This window comes from Microlunatus sp. M237 (assembly GCF_056896895.1).
Window position 1 is genome coordinate 931,194 of the sequence record NZ_JBXHBL010000003.1, and the last position, 17,401, is coordinate 948,594.

The window sequence follows — 17,401 nt, forward strand, 5'->3', positions numbered from 1 at the left end:
GCGCGCCAATCTACGCCGCCACCCGCTCCGGCTCCGCACCCGCTCTGGATCGCGAGACCATCCGGACCGCGAGACCGAGAACGAGCACGACGCCGAGCACCGGGCCGAGGTTGGCCACCAGTTGCTGGACAGCGTCGAAGTCACGTTCGCGGCCGCCGCCGTACGGGAGCGCGGCCAGGGGCAGACAGGCGCAGACCCAGATCACCCAGGCACCGCCGAGGACCCGGACCCAGCGCGGCAACCGGGGGCTGAGCACCGCCAGCCCCATCGGCAGGATCCAGACGTAGTGGTGGGTCCACGACAGGGGTGAGGCCAGACAGGTCGCCAGCCCGACCAACGCCACCGCGAACACCCGCTCGCCGGCCTTCCACCACTGCGTGGCGACCAGCACGGCGATCAGCGCCACGATCAGGCCGACCGCCAGGCCGACCACGGTCAGCGCACGCGAGGAGTCCCCGAGCCGGTAGAACACCCCGAGCAGCGACTGGTTGCCGGCATACAACGGAGACGCGGTGCGGGTGTTCCCGCCGGACAGCCCGAACCAGAAGGTCAGCGTCTCGCGCCACAGCAGGACCGCGCCGAGCAGGGTAAAGGCGCCGAAGGACACCATTGCGGTCACCGCGGGGCGCCAGCGCCCCAACCCGAGCAGGAACAGCACGAACAGCGCCGGGGTCAGCTTGATCGCCGCGGCCAGCCCGATCAGCGAGCCCTGCGGGATGCGACGCCGTCCCCCGCCGGCCGCGGGCAGCAGGTCGGCGACCACCAGTGCCATCAGCAGCGTGTTGACCTGGCCGTAGCCCAGGGTGGTCCGAATCGGCTCGACCGCGAGCACCACAGCGACCCCGAGCAGCGCGGTCTTCCAGCCACGGGGAACACCGCAGCGACGCAGCACCGTCTGCTGGGCGCCGACCAGCGCTGCCGTCCAGATCACCTGCCACATCGCGTACGGCCCGAAGGCCAACGGGACCATCAGCACCGCCGCCACCGGCGGGTAGATGAAGTACAGGTTCCAGAACGGCGTGGTGGTGGCGAAGATGTCCTTGCCGGCCAACATGTCCTTGACCGCGTAGACGTACACCTCCAGGTCGATGGTGGAGGGTTTCCAGGGCCAGAACTGACCGTAGGCGATGACGAACGGCAACAGCACCAGGGCCACGACGAAGGCCGGCAGGAACTCCCCCAGCCCACGGACCACCCGCGCCAGCGTGTCGCCCGAGGTGGGCCGGTCCGTGACGACGGCGGCGCTCATCGGCTCCCCGTGATCAGGGCGTGGACCGCGTCCAGGTCGTCGGGCTGCCCGTCGCGTGGGGTGTCCAGCAGGGCGCGCAGCCCGGGCTCGGCGGCGTAGCGCGGGACCAGGTGCAGATGCAGGTGGAACACCTCCTGGCCGGCTACGGCGCCGGCGGACGAGATCAGGTTCACCCCGTCCGCGCCGAGGGTGTCCACCAGCAGCCGGGCGCAGGCCTCGACCGCCGGGGCGATCAGGTCCAGGCCAGGGCTGGGGTCCAGCAGGTTCGTCACGTGCCGGCGCGGGATCACCAGCGTGTGTCCCCGCTGCCATGGCGACACGTCCAAGAAGGCGTACGCGTGCTCGTCGGCGTACACCTGCCGCGACCCGATCTCACCGGCCACGATCCGGCAGAAGAGGCAGTCCGGATCGGCGGTCAGCGACTCGGGGGCGGTGGCTTCGGGGTTCATGGCTGTGTCTCCCAGTCGATGACGTTGTCCAGGTCCTCGCCCGCGGCGTAGCGGGCGAGCTGTCGGGCGATCAGCCGATCGGCGCGCGGGAAGAACGCCGACGATGCGCCGCCGACATGCGGCGAGATCAGTACGCCCGGACTATGCCAGAGCGGATGGTCCACCGGCAGCGGCTCCGGGTCGGTGACGTCCAGCGCGGCGCGGATCCGACCGGTCGCCGTGGCCGCGACCAGGGCGTCGGTGTCCACCAGCCGACCCCGGCCCACATTGACGAGGAGCGCATCGTCAGGCAGTCGCGCGAGCGCCGCCGCGTCGATCAGGTGCTCGGTCTCGGGCGTCAGCGGCGCGATCAGGAAGACCACGTCCGCCTCTGGCAGCAGCTCGGCCAGCGCCGAGACCGGGTGCACCGGCGTGTCGCCGGTGCGGGCCCGGCGGGCGACCCGGGTGATCGAGGCGACCTCGAAGCCGGCCAGCCGTCGTTCGATTGCCTCGCCGATCCGGCCGTAGCCCACGATCAGGACCCGCTGGTCGGCCAGGGAGCGGCCCAGTGCGGGCTGCCAGCGTCCGTCCGCCTGCTGTCGGGCGAAGTCGTCCAGGTGCCGGCCGCTGGCCAGCGCCAGGCCGATCGCCAGCTCGGCGGTGCTGGCGTCATGCACCCCGGCCGCGTTGCACAGCGTCACGCCGGCGGGGACGTAGGGCAGGAAGTTCTCGTAGCCCGCGGTGAGGGTCTGCACCACCTTCAGCGAGGTCATCTCCGCGGAGCGCTGGAGCACCTCGGCGCCCTTCATGTAGGGCAGCACGTACAGCTCGACCTCGCCGATCGAGTCCGGCATCGGTTCGCCGTCGGCGGTGTAGAAGTCGGCCTCCACCCCGGCCGGCAGACCACCGAGGCGCTGCTCGGCGGTGTGGCGGTCGGCGTACGGCAGCCAGACCCGCATGGTGTGCTCCTTCTCCTGTGGTGCGGCGCTGGGCGCCGATCTCGTGCTCCGGCGCGGGGCCGGATCTGGGGGTCCTGCGGGGGTGCGGCGTGGATGGTGGTCGAAGGCTCAGGCGCTCGCCGGCACCGCCACCGGCGTCCCGCCCGGAGCCGGTCCACCGGCCGATTCGGGTGCCGGCCGCACCGGGTAACCGGCCTCGGCGAGCGCCCGCTTGACGTCGGCGACCCGCAACGTACCAAAGTGGAAGACGCTGGCGGCCAGCACCGCGTCGGCGCCGGCGTCCACGGCCGGCGGGAAGTCCTCCGCCCGGCCGGCGCCGCCGGAGGCGATCAGGGGGACGTCGACCACCTGGCGGACGGCGTGGATCATCTCCAGGTCGAAGCCCGCAGTGGTGCCGTCGGCGTCCATCGAGTTGAGCAGGATCTCCCCCACCCCGAGCTCCACGCCGCGGCGGGCCCAGGCGACCGCGTCCAGGCCGGAGCTCTTGCGGCCGCCGTGGGTGGTCACCTCGAAGCCCGACGGCTGGTCCGGCGCACGCCGGGCATCCACCGACAGCACCAGCACCTGGTTGCCGAAACGGCGGGTGATCTCGGCGATGACCTCGGGACGGGATATCGCTCCGGTGTTGATGGCCACCTTGTCGGCGCCGGCACGCAGCAGCACGTCGACGTCTGCGACGCTGCTCACGCCGCCGCCGACGGTGAGCGGGATGAAGACGGTCTCGGCCGTACGCCGGACCACGTCGAGGGTGGTCTCGCGCCCCTCGACCGAGGCGGAGATGTCGAGGAAGGTCAGCTCGTCGGCGCCCTCGGCGTCATAGACATGACCGAGCTCCACCGGATCGCCGGCGTCGCGCAGGTCGACGAAGTTGACACCCTTCACCACTCGCCCGCCGTGCACGTCCAGGCACGGGATGACGCGCACCGCAACAGTCATGCCGTCCACCTTAATGTGCCGGACACCTTCGTTACGCTGCCTGCATGACCACCCTGGACGACAGCTTCACCTCACTTCCGCTGCGGGCGCTGGCGGACGCGGCGCTGCAACGGGCCCGTGACCTCGGCGCCGCCCACGCCGACGTCCGGGTCGAGCGGATCCGGCAGTCCTATCGCGCCTTCCGCGACGCCACGCTGCAGACCAGCACCGACTCGACGGTGCTGGGCCTGTCGGTCCGGGTGGTCCACGACGGCACCTGGGGCTTCGCGGCCGGCATCACGCTGACCGCTGACGCGGCCGTCGAGCTGGCCGAGCGCGCAGTGGCCACGGCTCGCGTCTCCCGTCCGCTGGTCACTCGGCCGGTCGAGCTGGCGGCTGAGCCGGTGTTCGCCGACCGGACCTGGGTCTCGGCCTATGACATCGACCCGTTCACGGTGCCCGAGTCCGACCAGCAGGCTCGGCTGACCGAGCTGTCCCAGCGGCTGCTGGGAAGTCAGGGAGTCCAGCACGCCGACGCCAGCCTGGCGTACGTGCTGGAGAACAAGTTCTACGCCGACGCCGCCGGCACCACGACCACCCAGCAGCGGGTCCGGATCCATCCCGAGCTGACCGCGATCCGGGTGGACGAGCGGGGCTATTCCTCGATGCGCACCCTGGCGCCGCCGGCCGGTCGGGGCTGGGAGTACCTCACCGGCACCGGCTGGGACTTCGACGCCGAGATCGCCGAGCTGCCCGAGCACCTCGCCGCCCACGCCGCCGCTCCGTCGGTGACCGCCGGCTCCTACGACCTGGTGATCGACCCGAGCAACCTGTTCCTCACCATCCACGAGTCGATCGGTCACGCCACCGAGCTCGACCGCGCCCTGGGCTACGAGGCGGCGTACGCGGGCACGTCGTTCGCCACCGTCGACCAGCTCGGCACCCTGCACTACGGCAGCCCGGTGATGAACGTGACCGGCGACCGCGAGGTCGAGCACGGCCTGGCCAGCATCGGCTTCGACGACGAGGGCGTGGCGAGCCAGTCCTTCCCGATCATCACCGACGGCACCCTGGTCGGCTATCAGCTCAACCGGGAGATGGCCGCGGCTCAGGGCCTGGGCCGGTCCAACGGCTGCGCCTATGCCGACGCTCCGGGTCACATCCCGATGCAGCGGATGCCGAACGTCTCGCTCCAGCCGGCGCCCGGGGGTCCCAGCACCGAGGAGCTGATCAGCGGCGTCGACCGCGGCATCTACGTCGTCGGGGACAAGTCCTGGTCGATCGACATGCAGCGCTACAACTTCCAGTTCACCGGTCAGCGGTTCTTCACCATCGACAAGGGCCGAATCACCGGCCAGGTGCGTGACCTGGCGTACCAGGCCACCACCACCGACTTCTGGCGCTCGATGGAGGCCGTCGGCGGGGAGCAGACGTACGTCCTCGGCGGTGCGTTCAACTGCGGCAAGGGCCAGCCCGGTCAGGCCGCCCCGGTGTCGCACGGCTGCCCCTCAGCGCTGTTCCGCGGCGTCAACGTTCTCAACACCGCCACCGAAGGAGGCCAGGCATGAGCCAGTCAGCCACCCCGACCGCTGCCCTGCGCGGGAGCGACCTCGTCGAGCAGGCGTTGGCCGCCGCGACCCTGCCCGGGGTGGTGATCGTGCAGGAGCGCTTCGAGGCGAACCTCCGCTGGGCGTCCAACACACTGACCACCAACGGACAGATGCAGAACCGGACGATGACGGTCATCGCCACGGCTGAGGTGAGGGGCGGGACCGCCGTGGGGACCGTCACCTCCGAGCTCGGCGCAGCGGAGGCGATCGCCGGCCTGGTCGCCCGCGCGGAGGAGCTGGCCCGCAGCGGCCCACCGGCCGAGGACGCCGCCGACCTGGTCGGGTCCGCCGACGGCGCGCCGGCCGCCGGCGATGCGGTCGCGAACGACTGGACGACACCGGCGCAGAGCACCGGCATCGAGGTGTTCGGCACGGTCGCGCCCGCCCTGGGCGCCGCCTTCGACGCGGCCAGGGCCGACGGGCACCTGCTCTTCGGCTTCGCCGAACAGGTCGTCACCACCGCCTTCGTCGGGACCAGCGCCGGGCTGCGGCGCCGCGGGGTCCAGCCGAGCGGCCGGCTGGAGCTCAACGCGAAGAGCACCGACTTCGCCGCCTCCGCCTGGGTCGGTCAGGCCACGGCGGACTTCACCGACGTGGACGTGACCGCCCTGCATGCCGAGGTGCTGACCCGGCTGGGGTGGTCAGCCACCCGGGTGGACCTGCCCGCCGGCCGCTACGAGACGTTGCTGCCGCCCTCGGCCGTCGCGGACCTGATGATCTACGCCTACTGGACGATGGACGCCCGTGACGCCGAGGAGGGTCGGACCGTCTTCTCGGCCCCCGGTGGTGCGACGAAGATCGGCCAGACGCTGAGCCCGCTGCCGCTCACGCTGCGCTCCGACCCGGGCGAGCCCGGCGTGGAATGCGTCGACTTCGTGGTGGCCGAGGCGTCGGCCGGTGCGGCGTCGGTGTTCGACAACGGGCTGCCGCTGGAGCCCACCGACTGGCTGCGCGACGGCCGGCTGGTCAACCTGATGCGCCACCGCGCCCGAGCCGCCCAGACCGGCGCGACTCCGGTGCCCGCGATCGACAACCTGATCCTCGACGGAGGCGGCCACGCCACCTTGGAGGAGATGATCGCCGGGACCGAGCGCGGCCTGCTGCTGACCTGCCTGTGGTACATCCGTGAGGTCGATCCGGAGACGTTGCTGCTCACCGGGCTGACCCGGGACGGCGTCTATCTGGTCGAGAAAGGGGCGGTGGTGGGCGCGGTGAACAACTTCCGGTTCAACGAGTCCCCGGTCGATCTGCTGGGCCGGATCACCGAGGTGGGCCGGACACAGAAGACCCTTTGCCGGGAGTGGAACGACTGGTTCACCCGGACCGTGATGCCGCCCGTCCGAGTGCCCGACTTCCATATGTCGACGGTGAGCCAGGCTTCCTGACCCGGCCGCACCGGGTCGGCGCGGCCGGCTCCGGCTAGTCCTCGGCCGCTTCCTCACCCGGGGTGGCGGCGGCCGTCGCCGGCGCGCTGATCACCGGTACGCCCGCCCGCTGCGCAACATCGGTCGGGCTCTCTCCCGTCGTGGGGTCGGCGTCGGGGACGAAGGCCACCACACCGCGGCGCATCGCGTCGACGGCGCGTCGGGCGGTCCGCCGGAGGTCGCCCGGGCCGGCGGCGTCGGCCACCTGCTCGGCGAAGTCGAGCACCTGGCGTACCCACCGGACGAAGTCACCCGCGGTCAGCCCACTCTCGCCCAGTACCGCGGACAAGGGCTGTCCCGCGGCCCAGCCGAACGCGGCCTGGCTGAAGCCGATATCGGGCTCGGGTCCACGATCCAGCCGGGCGTCCCGCTCCACCAGCGACACCGACCGCCAGATCCGGCGGACCGCGGTCATCGCGGCCTCCGTGGTCGCGTCCGGCATCCGCGGCCGGCGTGCCCCGTCGTCGCTCCGTCGCGACTCGTAGACCAGCGAGGCCAGCACCGCCGCCAGCTGCGGGGAGCTCAGCCCGTCGAACACCCCGTCGCGGATGCACTCGGCCGCGACCAGGTCCAGCTCGGCGTAGATCCGCGACAGCATCCGCCCGGCGTCGGTGACCTCGTTGCCGTGATCTCCACCGAGATAGCCCATCCCCTCCAGCACGAGGCAGATCTTGTCGAAGTGGGTGGCAATGGTGTTCGTCCGCGACGAGACGCGCGCCTGGGTGCGGGCGTTCTCCCGCTCCAACCGGATCGCCCGCTCCGCCCAACGGGCGTGCGTCTCCCGGTCCGGGCAGGTGTGGCAGGGGTGGCGCGCCAGCTCGTCTCGCAGCGCGGCGATCCGCTCGGCCGCGTCTGGGTCGACGGCACCGGCCCGGTGGCGCTGGGGGTCGAGGTCGACGGTGGCCAGCTTGGACCGGAACGCGGCGGCGAGGTTGCGCCGCGACGCCGGCTCCTTGGTGCTGAAGTGCTTCGGGATCTTCATCCGACCCACCGCGGTCACCGGCACCGGGAAGTCCACCATGCTGAGCCGGCGGACCTGGCGGTCCTCGGTCATCACTGTCGGCCGGGGGCCCTCCCGGTCGCTGCGGGCGCCGGGGTCGATCACGACCACCCAGCCCTGCGACTTGCCGCTCGGCACCCGGATGATGTCGCCCGGCTTGAGGATCAGCAGTGACTGCAGCGCCTCGGCCCGACGGTCGGCTTTGCGGTCCCGGGCGACCTGGGCCTCGGCCTCGGCGATCTGCTCCCGCAGCCGGGCGTACTCGGCGAAGTCGCCGCGGTCGCACTCGGCGGAGCGCAGGTAGCCCTGGATGGCCTCGGTGTTCTTGGCCAGGGTCCGAGCCCAGCCGACGACCGACTTGTCGGACTGGAACTGGGCGAACGACTGCTCCAGCAGGGTTCGGGCACGGTCGCGGCCGACGCTGCGGACCAGGTTGACGGCCATGTTGTAGGTCGGCGCGAACGACGACCTCAGGGGGTACGTCCGTCGCGAGGCCAGACCGGCCACGGCCCTCGGATCCAGACCGGGCTGCCAGAGAACCACGGCATGGCCCTCGACGTCGATCCCCCGGCGCCCGGCTCGACCGGTCAGCTGGGTGTACTCGCCCGGGGTGATGTCGGCGTGGGTCTCACCGTTGTACTTGACCAGCTTCTCCAGCACCACGCTGCGAGCCGGCATGTTGATTCCCAGGGCCAGCGTCTCGGTGGCGAACACCACCTTGATCAGCCCTCGGACGAAGGCCTCCTCCACACACTCCTTGAAGGCGGGGAGCATCCCGGCGTGATGGGCGGCCACGCCGCGGACCAATGCCTCGACGAAGGTGTCGTAGCCCAGCGCGCGACGGTCGGCGTCGCTCAGCCCGGCCACGTGCCGGGCCGCGATGGCCCCGATCTCTTGCCGCTCGGCGGCGTTGGTGAGCCGGATGCCCGAGCTGAGCAGCTGCCGGACGGCGGCGTCACAGCCGACCCGGGAGAAGATGAAGACAATGGCGGGCAGGAGTGCGTCACGATCCAGCGCCTCGACCACGTCGTAGCGGCTCGGCACCACCAGCGACCGGGGTCGGTGGCCGCCACGCTCGGTCACCGCGCGGCTGGCGGCGCCGCCATAGGAGCCACTGCCGTAGCCGACGCTCCGCTTGCCCTTGCCGTTGCGCCCCCGCGGGCGGCGGGAGTCGTCGCGGACGTGCTTGGACTCCTCCCGGGCGATCCGCACCAGCGCCGGGTTGACCTCGGCCTTGCTGCTGCTGGGCGCCTCCTGGGCGGTGGGCGCCACGTCGGCGAACAGGTCGTACAGGTTCTTGCCCACCAGAACGTGCTGGAACAACGGCACCGGACGCCGCTCGGACACCACCACCGCCATCTCGCCACGGACCTCGGACAGCCAGTCGCCGAACTCCTCGGCATTGCTGACGGTGGCCGACAGCGCCACCACCTGCACCGACTCCGCCAGGCCGATGATGACCTCCTCCCAGACCGCGCCGCGGAACCGGTCGGCCAGGTAGTGCACCTCATCCATCACCACGAAGCCGAGGTTGTCCAGGGTGCGGGAGCCGGCGTAGATCATGTTGCGCAGCACCTCGGTGGTCATCACCACCACCGGCGCCTCGGAGTTGATCGAGGAGTCGCCGGTGAGCAGCCCGACTGAGTCCGCGCCATAGCGGCGGACCAGGTCGGCGTACTTCTGGTTGGACAGCGCCTTGATCGGGGTGGTGTAGAAGCACTTGCGGCCCTGCTGCATGGCCAGAAACACCGCGAACTCGCCGACGATGGTCTTGCCGGCGCCGGTGGGGGCGGCGACCAGCACCCCTGACCCGGCCTCGACGTGGGCACAGGCCTCGCGCTGGTAGTCGTCGAAGGCGAACCCGTACGCGTCGGCGAACGCGCTCAGCTGGGGGCTCATCCGGGTGCTACGGAACCTCGCGTACGCCTGCGCGGGGCTCAGCTGGTCATCGGCTGGCGAATCGGGCTCGGGCTCGGGGACGTCTCGGGGGTCGGTTGCAGGTTCGGACATGATGCCCGCCAAGTTACCCGCAGGACCCTCACCGACGCTGAGGCGGTACGTACACCCTCACCCCGGCGGGTGCGACGGTGGCGGTGAGCGGGGCGGCGCCGATCATCTCACCGTCACCGAAGCCGACCAGCCCGACGCCTTCCAGCGTGACCTCGCGAGCCTGCAGCTGTTCGACCGCGGGGTCTCGGACGAATCGGCCGGAGTACATCTGCGGCAGCAGCCGGACCAGCTTGAGCCGGCTCACCGGATGGACGATGGTGAGGTCGAGGAGCCCGTCGGAGGCGTCGGCGTCGGGGCAGATGCGCATCCCGCCGCCATAGAAGTTGGTGTTGCCGATGGCCACCAGCATCGCTCGCAGATCGCGACGCACACCGTCGATGGTGAGGACGTAGTGCAACGGCGAGAACACCCGTAGCTCCGACATCGTGGCCACCGGGTAGCGCAGCGATCCGCGGGGCCAGGACAGCTCGTTCGCCCGCCGGTTCACCAAGGCGTCGAAGCCGGTGGCCAGGACCGTCCCGACGTAGCGGCCGGCCACCGCCATCAGGTCCAGCTCCGCGGACTGGCCTTCGGCGATGACTCCGGCCGCCGCCACGGCGTCATCCGGAACGAGCCCGATGCCGCGGCAGAGGTCGTTGCCGGTCCCGGCCGGCACCACCCCGAGGATGGTGTCGGTGCCGGCGCAGGCGTTGACACCCAGGTGCATGATCCCGTCGCCGCCCATCACCACCAGCGAGTCGGCGCCGGCCGCCACCGCGCCGTGGGTCAACGCGCGGGCATCGGCGTAGTCACGGGTCAGCATGATGGTGGGATCGACGCCGCCGTCCCGCAGCCGGTCGACGACCCGGGGCAGCAGCTCGAGCGCCCGGCCCTTGCCGGAGGACGGGTTGACCACCAGCGTCGTCGACCGGGTCATGGCAGCCTCGTCCTCAGCTGTCCTGCCCCGTCACCGGTCATTCCGGCTGCCGTCTGAACGGGCGTCGTCATCCCCGTCGACGAGATCCCCGTCCGTCGTGATCTCCCCATCGCTCAGGTCCCGCAGCGCCTTGTCCTCGGTCACCGGGTCGGGAATCACCAGCTCACCGTCGGAGGCGACCAAGCGCTTCGCCTTGCGGGCGTCCAGGACGTGCGCGATCACCTCGGCGGCGAGGAACAGCACGGTCATCGGCAGGGCGAGGGCGAGCATCGAGAAGGGGTCGGTGGACGGCGTCGCGATGGCTCCGAAGACGAAGGTGCCGAAGACGACGTAGACCCGGTACCGAGCCAGGTGCTTGGCCTTGATCACGCCGAGGATGTTGAGCATCAACACGACCAGCGGAATCAAGAAGGCGATGCCGAAGACGACCATCACCCGGAGCAGGAAGTTCAAGAACACCGAGATGTCCTGCAGGTTGGTGATGCCTTCCTGGGTGAAGCCGAGCAGCACCGAGATGCCCTTCGGCATCACGAGGTAGCCCACCGCAACGCCGGCGAAGAAGAGCGGGCTGGCGACGCCGATGAAGATCAGCGCCCACTTCTTCTCCTTGGCCAGCAGGCCCGGGACGATGAACGACCACAGCTGCCACAGCCAGATGGGGGCGGTGAGCAGGGCACCGCCGACGGCGGAGATCTTGAGCGCCAGGGTGAACGGCGAGGTGAGGCCGGAGTTGACGATCTCGGTCACGGCTTCGGGCTTACGCCGTTTGAGGTCGGCGATCGCCTCGTCATAGGGATGGCGCAGGATGGCGAACAGCTCGTCCTGGAAGAACGCGCAGACAATCATCCCGACGATGAGCGCGAGGCCGGCCACGACGAGGCGATACCGCAGCTCACTCAGATGCTCGAACAGCGTCATCGAGCCGTCGGCGGGCGGCTTCGGCGGTTTCAGCCAGTCGAGGCTGAAGCGGACGGGCCGCCCGAGGATGGTCAGTGCCACGGGAGGACGGTGCTACTCAGACGTCTTTGCGTACGTCACTGGTCGACGGGTCGACCGTGCGTCCGCGAGCCGGGTCGGCAACATGACCCGTGGTGGGCTGCTGCGGCCAGGCGGCGTCGGTCGGGTGCGTGGTGACCTGCGGGGTGCCGTCGGTGCGGGCTGCCTCCTCCTCGCTCTTGGTGAGACCCTTGGTCTCCTCCTTGAACTCCTTGAGGGCGCGGCCGGTGCTCTTGCCGAGACCTGCGAGTCGCGAGCCGCCGAACAGCAGCAATACCACAGCGAGGATGATGAGCAGCTCGGGAACACCGAGTCCAAACATTGCCAGCGCGGTCATGATTTCCTCTTCTCCCACGTGACGATCGCCACGTGCGTTGTCATCCTACGTCGCTTCAGACGAGATCGAAGGAGCCGTCGACAGTAGCGCCGCGGCGAGCTGGTCCGGGGGTCTGCGGCGGTCCGATCTCGGCCAGCAGGTCCATCATCTGCTCAGCCCGCTCGGCGACCACCTTCACCTCGCTGGCCACGTCGGCGGCCTTGTGGGCAAGCCAGATGCCATAGCTGATGACCACGGCCAGCCCGACCAGGGCGATGGCGCCGAACACGATGACCCAGAACACGCGCGTCACCCTACCGGGTGCCCGCTGCCCTCGGGCACTGCCGCGGGCGCTGGCGCGCCGGGCAACCCCGCGGGCGCTGGCGCGCTGGGCAACCCCGCGGGCGCCGGCGCACCGAACAGCACGGCGTACTGGTCCAGCGCTTCCTGTGCGGCCTCGACGGCGGCGTCGCCTGCTCCCGGCGGTGCGACCACGGTGCCGGCACCACCGAGGCGGAGCAGCAGGCTGCGCAGCCAGGCCGGGTCGGTGACCCGCAACGACACGGTGAGGCTGGCGTCGGGGTGAGTGGTGACAGCCTCGGTCGGGTAGTACTCCGCGACCCAGGCCGCCGACGGGGCCAGGTCCACGGTGACCAGCGGGGCGTCCTTGAGGGCGTCGAACCAACCGCTGGAGAGGTCCTTGAGGACCACGTCGTGCGCCGCGACGGGCTGGTCGGTCACCTCGACCGCGGCGATCCGGTCCAGTCGGAACGTACGCAGTCCCCCGGCCGAGTAGCACCAGGCGTCCAGGTAGCCGTAGCCGTCCAGCACGAACACCCGTAGCGGGTCGACCATCCGTCGGGTGGTCTCGGCCCGGGAGGCGACGTCGTAGGTCAGGTCGAGCCGTCGGTGGTCGTGCAGCCCTTCGTGGATCCGGGCCTGGATCTCGTCCTGCCCCGCCGTCACGGTGACCGAGGCACGCTCACTCGGGGTCGAGCCGCCCGCCGCCGCCTCCAGCTTCACCAGGGCACGGTCGATGGCGGCCCGCTCGCCGGGCCCGGCCACCTCCCGCAGGGTGCGCAACCCGAGCACCAGGGCCAGCGCCTCGTCGGCAGCCAACCGCAGCGGCCGGGTCAGATAGTCGGCGTTGCTGAGGTGGATGACGCCCTCGCCGTCGACCGCGTCCATGTCGATGTCGATCAGGTCGCCGGGGGTCAGCCCGGGCATGCCGCACATCCAGAGCACGTTGAGGTCGTCCCGCAGGGTCTTGACGCTGATCCCGAACGCTGCGGCCACGTCACTCATCGCCGCACCGTCGTGTTCACGCAGATACGGCACCAGGCTCAGCAGGCGGCGGATCTGGGCCTGCGAGGTCATCATGCGAGCCGCTCCGCACCGGCGCCAACCCGCTCCGCACCCGCAACAACACCGGCGAGGAGCCGGATCACCCGCGCCCGCAGGTCGGCCGGCTCCACCACCACGACATCGGCGCCGTAGCGGGCGACCTCCTCCGCCAGCGTCCATCCGTCGCCGTAACCGATGGTGACCACCTCGAACCCGGGCGGCACGCTCTGCTCGGTGGCCGCCTCCCGGCCCCGCCGCCGCAGGCTGGGCGCCTTGCCGGAACGGATGGCCACCGTCGCCTCGGCGGTCGGCTCGCTCGGACCGAGCGAGCGGGCCAGCGAGCGCAGGTCGAGGTCATCGGGCACCACGTACGCCCCCGGCCGCGACACCCGGCGCGGCAGGTCGGTGATCCGGGACAGCTTGAACATTCGGGTGGCGTTCCGGTCCACGTCGTGCCCGATCACATACCAGCGACCCTTGAACGACGTGATCCCCCACGGCTCCAGCGTGCGTACCGCCTTCTCGCGGTAGGTGAAGGACATCCGGGTCCGGTCCAGCACCGCGTTCCACAGCGGCTCGAAGGCCGGTTCGGTGGCCGACACCGACGGCTCCAGCGAGGCCAGCTGGGAGGCGTCCGGCTCCACCCCGGCCGCCCGCAGCTTGGCCAGCGCGCTCATCGTGGACTCCGCCATGCTGGCGTGCTGCCACACCCGGGCGGCGACGCCGACCACGGACGCCTCCTCCGCGTCCAGGTCGATGGCGGGCAGCTCGAACTCCGAGGAGAGGATGCGATAGCCGGGCTCGTCGTCGAACAGCGGGTCGAAGCTGCCGACCTCGATCGGGACCCCGAGGGCCCGCAGCTCGTCCTTGTCCCGCTCGAAGGTGCGCTCGAAGGCGGCATCGCTGAGATCGTGGTAACCCTCCACCGCCTCCCGGATCCGACTCTTGGGCAGGAACCGGCCCGACACCAGCAGGCAGATGGTCAGGTTGAGGATGCGCTCCGTCTTCCGAGGTGCCATGCGTGTGATCCCCTGACCAACCTGGTGCGATGCCGCGGTGGGCGGCCGCGTCGAACCAGCACGCTACCAGCCCGACCCCTAGGATCAAGGCGTGAACGGGGCGGGTCGTTACGCGCCGAGCCCCACCGGCTCGCTGCACCTGGGCAACCTCCGGACCGCCCTGCTGGCGTGGCTGTTCGCCCGCTCCACCGGCCGGGCGCTGCACTGGCGGGTGGAGGACCTGGACGCCGGCCGGGTCCGCCCCGGCGTGGCCGAGCAGCAGTGGGCCGACGTGGCCGCCCTCGGCCTCGATCTCGAACCCCCTGGGCTGGTGCAGTCCAGCCGCCAGGCGGCGTACGCGGCGGCGCTGGAACGGCTGGCGGCGTGGACGTACCCCTGCTTCTGCAGCCGGCGCGACATCGCCGAGGCCGCGTCCGCACCGCACGGGCAGCAGCGTCGCTATCCGGGGACCTGCCGCGAGCTGACCGCGGCACAGCGCGCCGAGCGTGCCCGGACCCGGCGCCCCGCGCTGCGGATCCGCGCCGACGGCGCGCGGCAGACGGTCACCGACCTGCTGCACGGCACGGTGACCGCGCCGGTGGACGACGTGGTGGTACGGCGCAACGACGGTGTCGCCGCCTACACATTGGCCGTGGTGGTCGACGACGCCGCCCAGCGGGTCGACCAGGTGGTCCGGGGCGATGACCTGCTGCCGGCTGCGGTGGACCAGGCCTGGCTGGCCGGTCGGCTCGGACTACCGGTGCCGACGTACGCGCACGTACCGCTGGTGCTCAACCCGGGCGGTGTCCGGCTGGCGAAGCGGGACGGACCGGTCACCATGGCCGACCTGGCCTCGGTCGGCGTGGCCGCACCGGCGGTGCTGAGTCTGTTGGCCACTTCGCTGCGGCTGGCCGGTCCCGGGGAGCGGGTCGACCCGGCCCTGCTGCTCGACCGCTTCGACCCGGCCACCGTGCCGCGGCAGCCGTGGCGGCTCGATCCCCACACCATCGCCGCCCGCTAGGGTCGGCGCATGGTCATCTGGGACAGCGGCACCGTGGTCGAGCTCCGTGCCGGCTGGTCCGGCGCGGTGGAGGTGGTGAGCACCCGGCAGAACGGCGCCGACTGTCGGGCACTGGCCTACACCGACCTGATGCCCGCACCCCGCCTGGGTGACCGGGTGCTGCTCAATGTCGCCGCCCTCGATCGGGGCCTGGGCACCGGCGGGTACGCCCTGGTGGTGGCCGTCCTCGACGCCGACGGCCGCCCGACCGGTCAGCCGCCGGCGCCACGGGGGCATCTGGTGAAGTCGCGCTATCTGCCGCTGCAGGCGATGGTGGCCGGCGCCGATGAACAGGGGTCGCCGTGGCACGACGCGCTGGCCGATGCCGACGACCTGGCCGGGCTGCCGGTGGTGGTCGCCGACCTGCACTCAGCCTTGCCGGCGATCGTGGCCGCTATCCAGCACGACCGTCCGGGCACCCGAATCGTCTATCTGATGAGCGACCACGCAGCCCTGCCGCTGGCCTTCTCCCGCACCGTGGCCCAGCTGCGCGACGCTGAGCTGCTGACCGGCACCGTCACCGCCGGCCAGGCGTTCGGCGGTGACCTGGAGGCGGTGAACGTGCACTCGGGGTTGCTGGCGGCGAGGCTGGCGCTGGCCGCCGAGGTGGTGGTGCTGACCCAAGGGCCCGGCAACCTCGGCACCGGCACCCGCTGGGGCTTCTCCGGTGTGGCCTGCGGCGAGGCGGTCAACGCAGCCGCCATCCTCGGCGGGCGTCCGGTGGGCTCGTTGCGGATCTCCACCGCAGACCCACGGCCCCGTCATCGGGGAGTGTCACACCACAGCCTGACCGCCTACGGCCGAGTGGCGCACGCAGCGGCCGACATCGCGGTCCCCCGGCTGGCCGAGGCGACCGCGCTGCGCGGGATCGCGGGCCTGGCCGAGGCGGCGCGGCTGGCCGATGCGGTCGAGGAGGCGGCGACGACGCTGAGCCGGCACCGGCTGGTTCCGGTCGGGCTCACCGGGCTGGACGACGCGCTCCGCGCCAGTCCGGTCCGGCTCTCGAGCATGGGCCGGGGCCTGGACGCCGACCCGGCCTACTTCCTGGCCGCAGCCGCCGCCGGCCGGCACGCCGCCCAGCTGGTGGACGCCGCCGGGTGAGCGGTGCCGCCGGCGCGCTGGTGCTGTGCTGCGGACCGCGTCGGCCGGGTGGGCGCTACTGCCCGGCCTGGGTGAACAAGATGTCGACGACCATGACGAGGGTGTCGGTCTTCTCCACCTTCGGCGTGGCGTTGCCCTGGGGATAGCCGTCCGCCGGTGGGATGACCAGCAGCACCCGGCTGCCGACGGTCTGACCGACCAGGCCCTTCTGCATCCCGGGCAACAGCCCGGACAGGGCATAGCTCGCCGGCTGCGAGCTGTACGACTCCTCCAAGACCTTGCCGTCGGACCAGCGGGCCCAGGTGTAGTTGAAGGTGATGGTGTCGGTCTCGCCGACCTTCTTCCCCTTGCCGGCGATCAGCGGCTGGGACTGCAAGGTGGTGGGCGCGGCGGTCTTGGGCACGCTGATCTGCGGTACGCCCTTGGCCTCGGTGACGGTGGGCAGGCCGTCCTTGGGCTTGACCTCCGACCCTGCCGGACCGGCCAGCTGCACTCCGACCACGTCGACCACGAACAGGAGCGTGTCGCCGACCTCGATGCCGGCCTCCGGGCTGCCGCCGGAGGCGTCGTAGCCGTCGGCGCCGGGCATCGCGATGACGACCCGGCTGCCCTGCTTCTGACCGACCAGACCCTTCTTGAAGCCCGGCACCACCTGGTCCAGGTTGAAGGCGATCGACTGCCCGCGGCTGAATGAGTCGTCGAACTTCTTGCCGGTCCGAGCGTTGACGCCGTAGTAGTTCACCTCGACGGTCTGGCCGTCCTTGACCACGGCGCCGTCGGACTTGCTCAGCACCCGGGTCCGGGTCTTGTCGATGGCCCAAGGGGTCTTCACCGTGACCTTCGGCTCCTTGCCGTAGTCCCCGCTCACCTTCACCGCGGTCAGATCCTTGGCGGCGGGCACCTTCGGGGCCGCGGACGGCGTCGCGCTGGCGGATGCGCTGGCGGCACCGGATGGGCTGGCGGCGGGGGTGGGCGCAGTGGAGTCTGCATCGTCACCGCAGGCACCGAGCGACAGCAGCGCTGCGCTGAGGCCGACGGCGATCACGGTCTTGGCTGAGAAGGAGTGCACCGGAGC

The 17,401-nt window shown here is 71.4% G+C and carries 16 protein-coding genes; 4 read left to right on the top strand and 12 right to left on the bottom strand.

Going from position 1 to position 17,401, the window contains the following annotated elements:
* Positions 1–10: 10 nt before the first annotated feature.
* The 4 genes from AC1XX3_RS15355 to hisF form a co-directional block, all read right to left on the bottom strand.
* Entirely contained in the window at positions 11–1,249 is a 1,239-nt protein-coding gene (locus AC1XX3_RS15355; RefSeq protein ID WP_483322002.1) for a glycosyltransferase 87 family protein, read from the bottom strand.
* On the bottom strand, positions 1,246–1,698 hold the full coding sequence (locus tag AC1XX3_RS15360) for an HIT family protein (protein WP_483322003.1): 453 nt from the start codon (positions 1,696–1,698) through the stop codon (positions 1,246–1,248). Before AC1XX3_RS15360 ends, AC1XX3_RS15355 begins: the two co-directional genes overlap by 4 nt.
* Entirely contained in the window at positions 1,695–2,636 is a 942-nt protein-coding gene (locus AC1XX3_RS15365; protein ID WP_483322004.1) for a 2-hydroxyacid dehydrogenase, read from the bottom strand. Before AC1XX3_RS15365 ends, AC1XX3_RS15360 begins: the two co-directional genes overlap by 4 nt.
* A 108-nt stretch (positions 2,637–2,744) precedes the next feature.
* Entirely contained in the window at positions 2,745–3,572 is an 828-nt protein-coding gene (gene hisF / locus AC1XX3_RS15370) for an imidazole glycerol phosphate synthase subunit HisF (protein WP_483322005.1), read from the bottom strand.
* 44 nt (positions 3,573–3,616) lie between these two features.
* Here hisF and AC1XX3_RS15375 point away from each other — a divergent pair, with 44 nt between their 5' ends.
* The gene (locus AC1XX3_RS15375; protein WP_483322006.1) at positions 3,617–5,119 is read left to right on the top strand and encodes a TldD/PmbA family protein; all 1,503 of its coding nucleotides are present in this window, start codon (positions 3,617–3,619) and stop codon (positions 5,117–5,119) included.
* A complete protein-coding gene (locus AC1XX3_RS15380) occupies positions 5,116–6,546 on the top strand; it encodes a metallopeptidase TldD-related protein (protein ID WP_483322007.1) in 1,431 nt (476 codons plus the stop codon). The genes AC1XX3_RS15375 and AC1XX3_RS15380 overlap by 4 nt, the downstream gene beginning before the upstream one ends.
* Positions 6,547–6,580: 34 nt before the next feature.
* On the opposite strand, the gene AC1XX3_RS15385 is transcribed toward AC1XX3_RS15380, so the two are convergent.
* The 7 genes from AC1XX3_RS15385 to AC1XX3_RS15415 all read right to left on the bottom strand — a co-directional run bounded on the left by AC1XX3_RS15385 (position 6,581) and on the right by AC1XX3_RS15415 (position 14,186).
* Positions 6,581–9,484: a DEAD/DEAH box helicase gene (locus AC1XX3_RS15385; protein WP_483322122.1), complete on the bottom strand. Its 2,904-nt coding sequence runs from the start codon at positions 9,482–9,484 to the stop codon at positions 6,581–6,583.
* Positions 9,485–9,623: 139 nt separating this feature from the next.
* Positions 9,624–10,511: a diacylglycerol/lipid kinase family protein gene (locus AC1XX3_RS15390; RefSeq protein WP_483322008.1), complete on the bottom strand. Its 888-nt coding sequence runs from the start codon at positions 10,509–10,511 to the stop codon at positions 9,624–9,626.
* A gap of 30 nt (positions 10,512–10,541) precedes the next feature.
* On the bottom strand, positions 10,542–11,510 hold the full coding sequence (gene tatC, locus AC1XX3_RS15395; RefSeq protein ID WP_483322009.1) for a twin-arginine translocase subunit TatC: 969 nt from the start codon (positions 11,508–11,510) through the stop codon (positions 10,542–10,544).
* Between the two features lie 16 nt (positions 11,511–11,526).
* Positions 11,527–11,844, bottom strand: a complete 318-nt coding sequence (gene tatA, locus AC1XX3_RS15400) for a twin-arginine translocase TatA/TatE family subunit (RefSeq protein WP_483322010.1) — start codon at positions 11,842–11,844, stop codon at positions 11,527–11,529.
* A 55-nt stretch (positions 11,845–11,899) separates the two neighbouring features.
* Positions 11,900–12,127 (bottom strand): hypothetical protein, encoded by a 228-nt coding sequence (locus AC1XX3_RS15405; RefSeq protein ID WP_483322011.1) that lies wholly within the window; start codon positions 12,125–12,127, stop codon positions 11,900–11,902.
* A gap of 5 nt (positions 12,128–12,132) precedes the next feature.
* Positions 12,133–13,203, bottom strand: coding sequence for a helix-turn-helix transcriptional regulator (locus tag AC1XX3_RS15410; protein WP_483322012.1), 1,071 nt, complete (start codon positions 13,201–13,203; stop codon positions 12,133–12,135).
* Positions 13,200–14,186: a helix-turn-helix transcriptional regulator gene (locus tag AC1XX3_RS15415; RefSeq protein ID WP_483322013.1), complete on the bottom strand. Its 987-nt coding sequence runs from the start codon at positions 14,184–14,186 to the stop codon at positions 13,200–13,202. Before AC1XX3_RS15415 ends, AC1XX3_RS15410 begins: the two co-directional genes overlap by 4 nt.
* Before the next feature lie 91 nt (positions 14,187–14,277).
* On the opposite strand from AC1XX3_RS15415, the gene gluQRS reads away from it, so the two are divergent.
* Positions 14,278–15,186: a tRNA glutamyl-Q(34) synthetase GluQRS gene (gluQRS, locus tag AC1XX3_RS15420; RefSeq protein ID WP_483322014.1), complete on the top strand. Its 909-nt coding sequence runs from the start codon at positions 14,278–14,280 to the stop codon at positions 15,184–15,186.
* A gap of 9 nt (positions 15,187–15,195) precedes the next feature.
* Positions 15,196–16,326: a DUF3866 family protein gene (locus AC1XX3_RS15425; protein WP_483322015.1), complete on the top strand. Its 1,131-nt coding sequence runs from the start codon at positions 15,196–15,198 to the stop codon at positions 16,324–16,326.
* A gap of 55 nt (positions 16,327–16,381) precedes the next feature.
* Here the strand turns inward: AC1XX3_RS15425 and AC1XX3_RS15430 are convergent, their stop codons facing one another.
* Positions 16,382–17,395 carry an FKBP-type peptidyl-prolyl cis-trans isomerase gene (locus tag AC1XX3_RS15430; protein ID WP_483322016.1) on the bottom strand — a complete coding sequence of 338 codons (1,014 nt, stop codon included), beginning with the start codon at positions 17,393–17,395 and terminating at the stop codon, positions 16,382–16,384.
* Between the last annotated feature and the right edge of the window lie 6 nt (positions 17,396–17,401).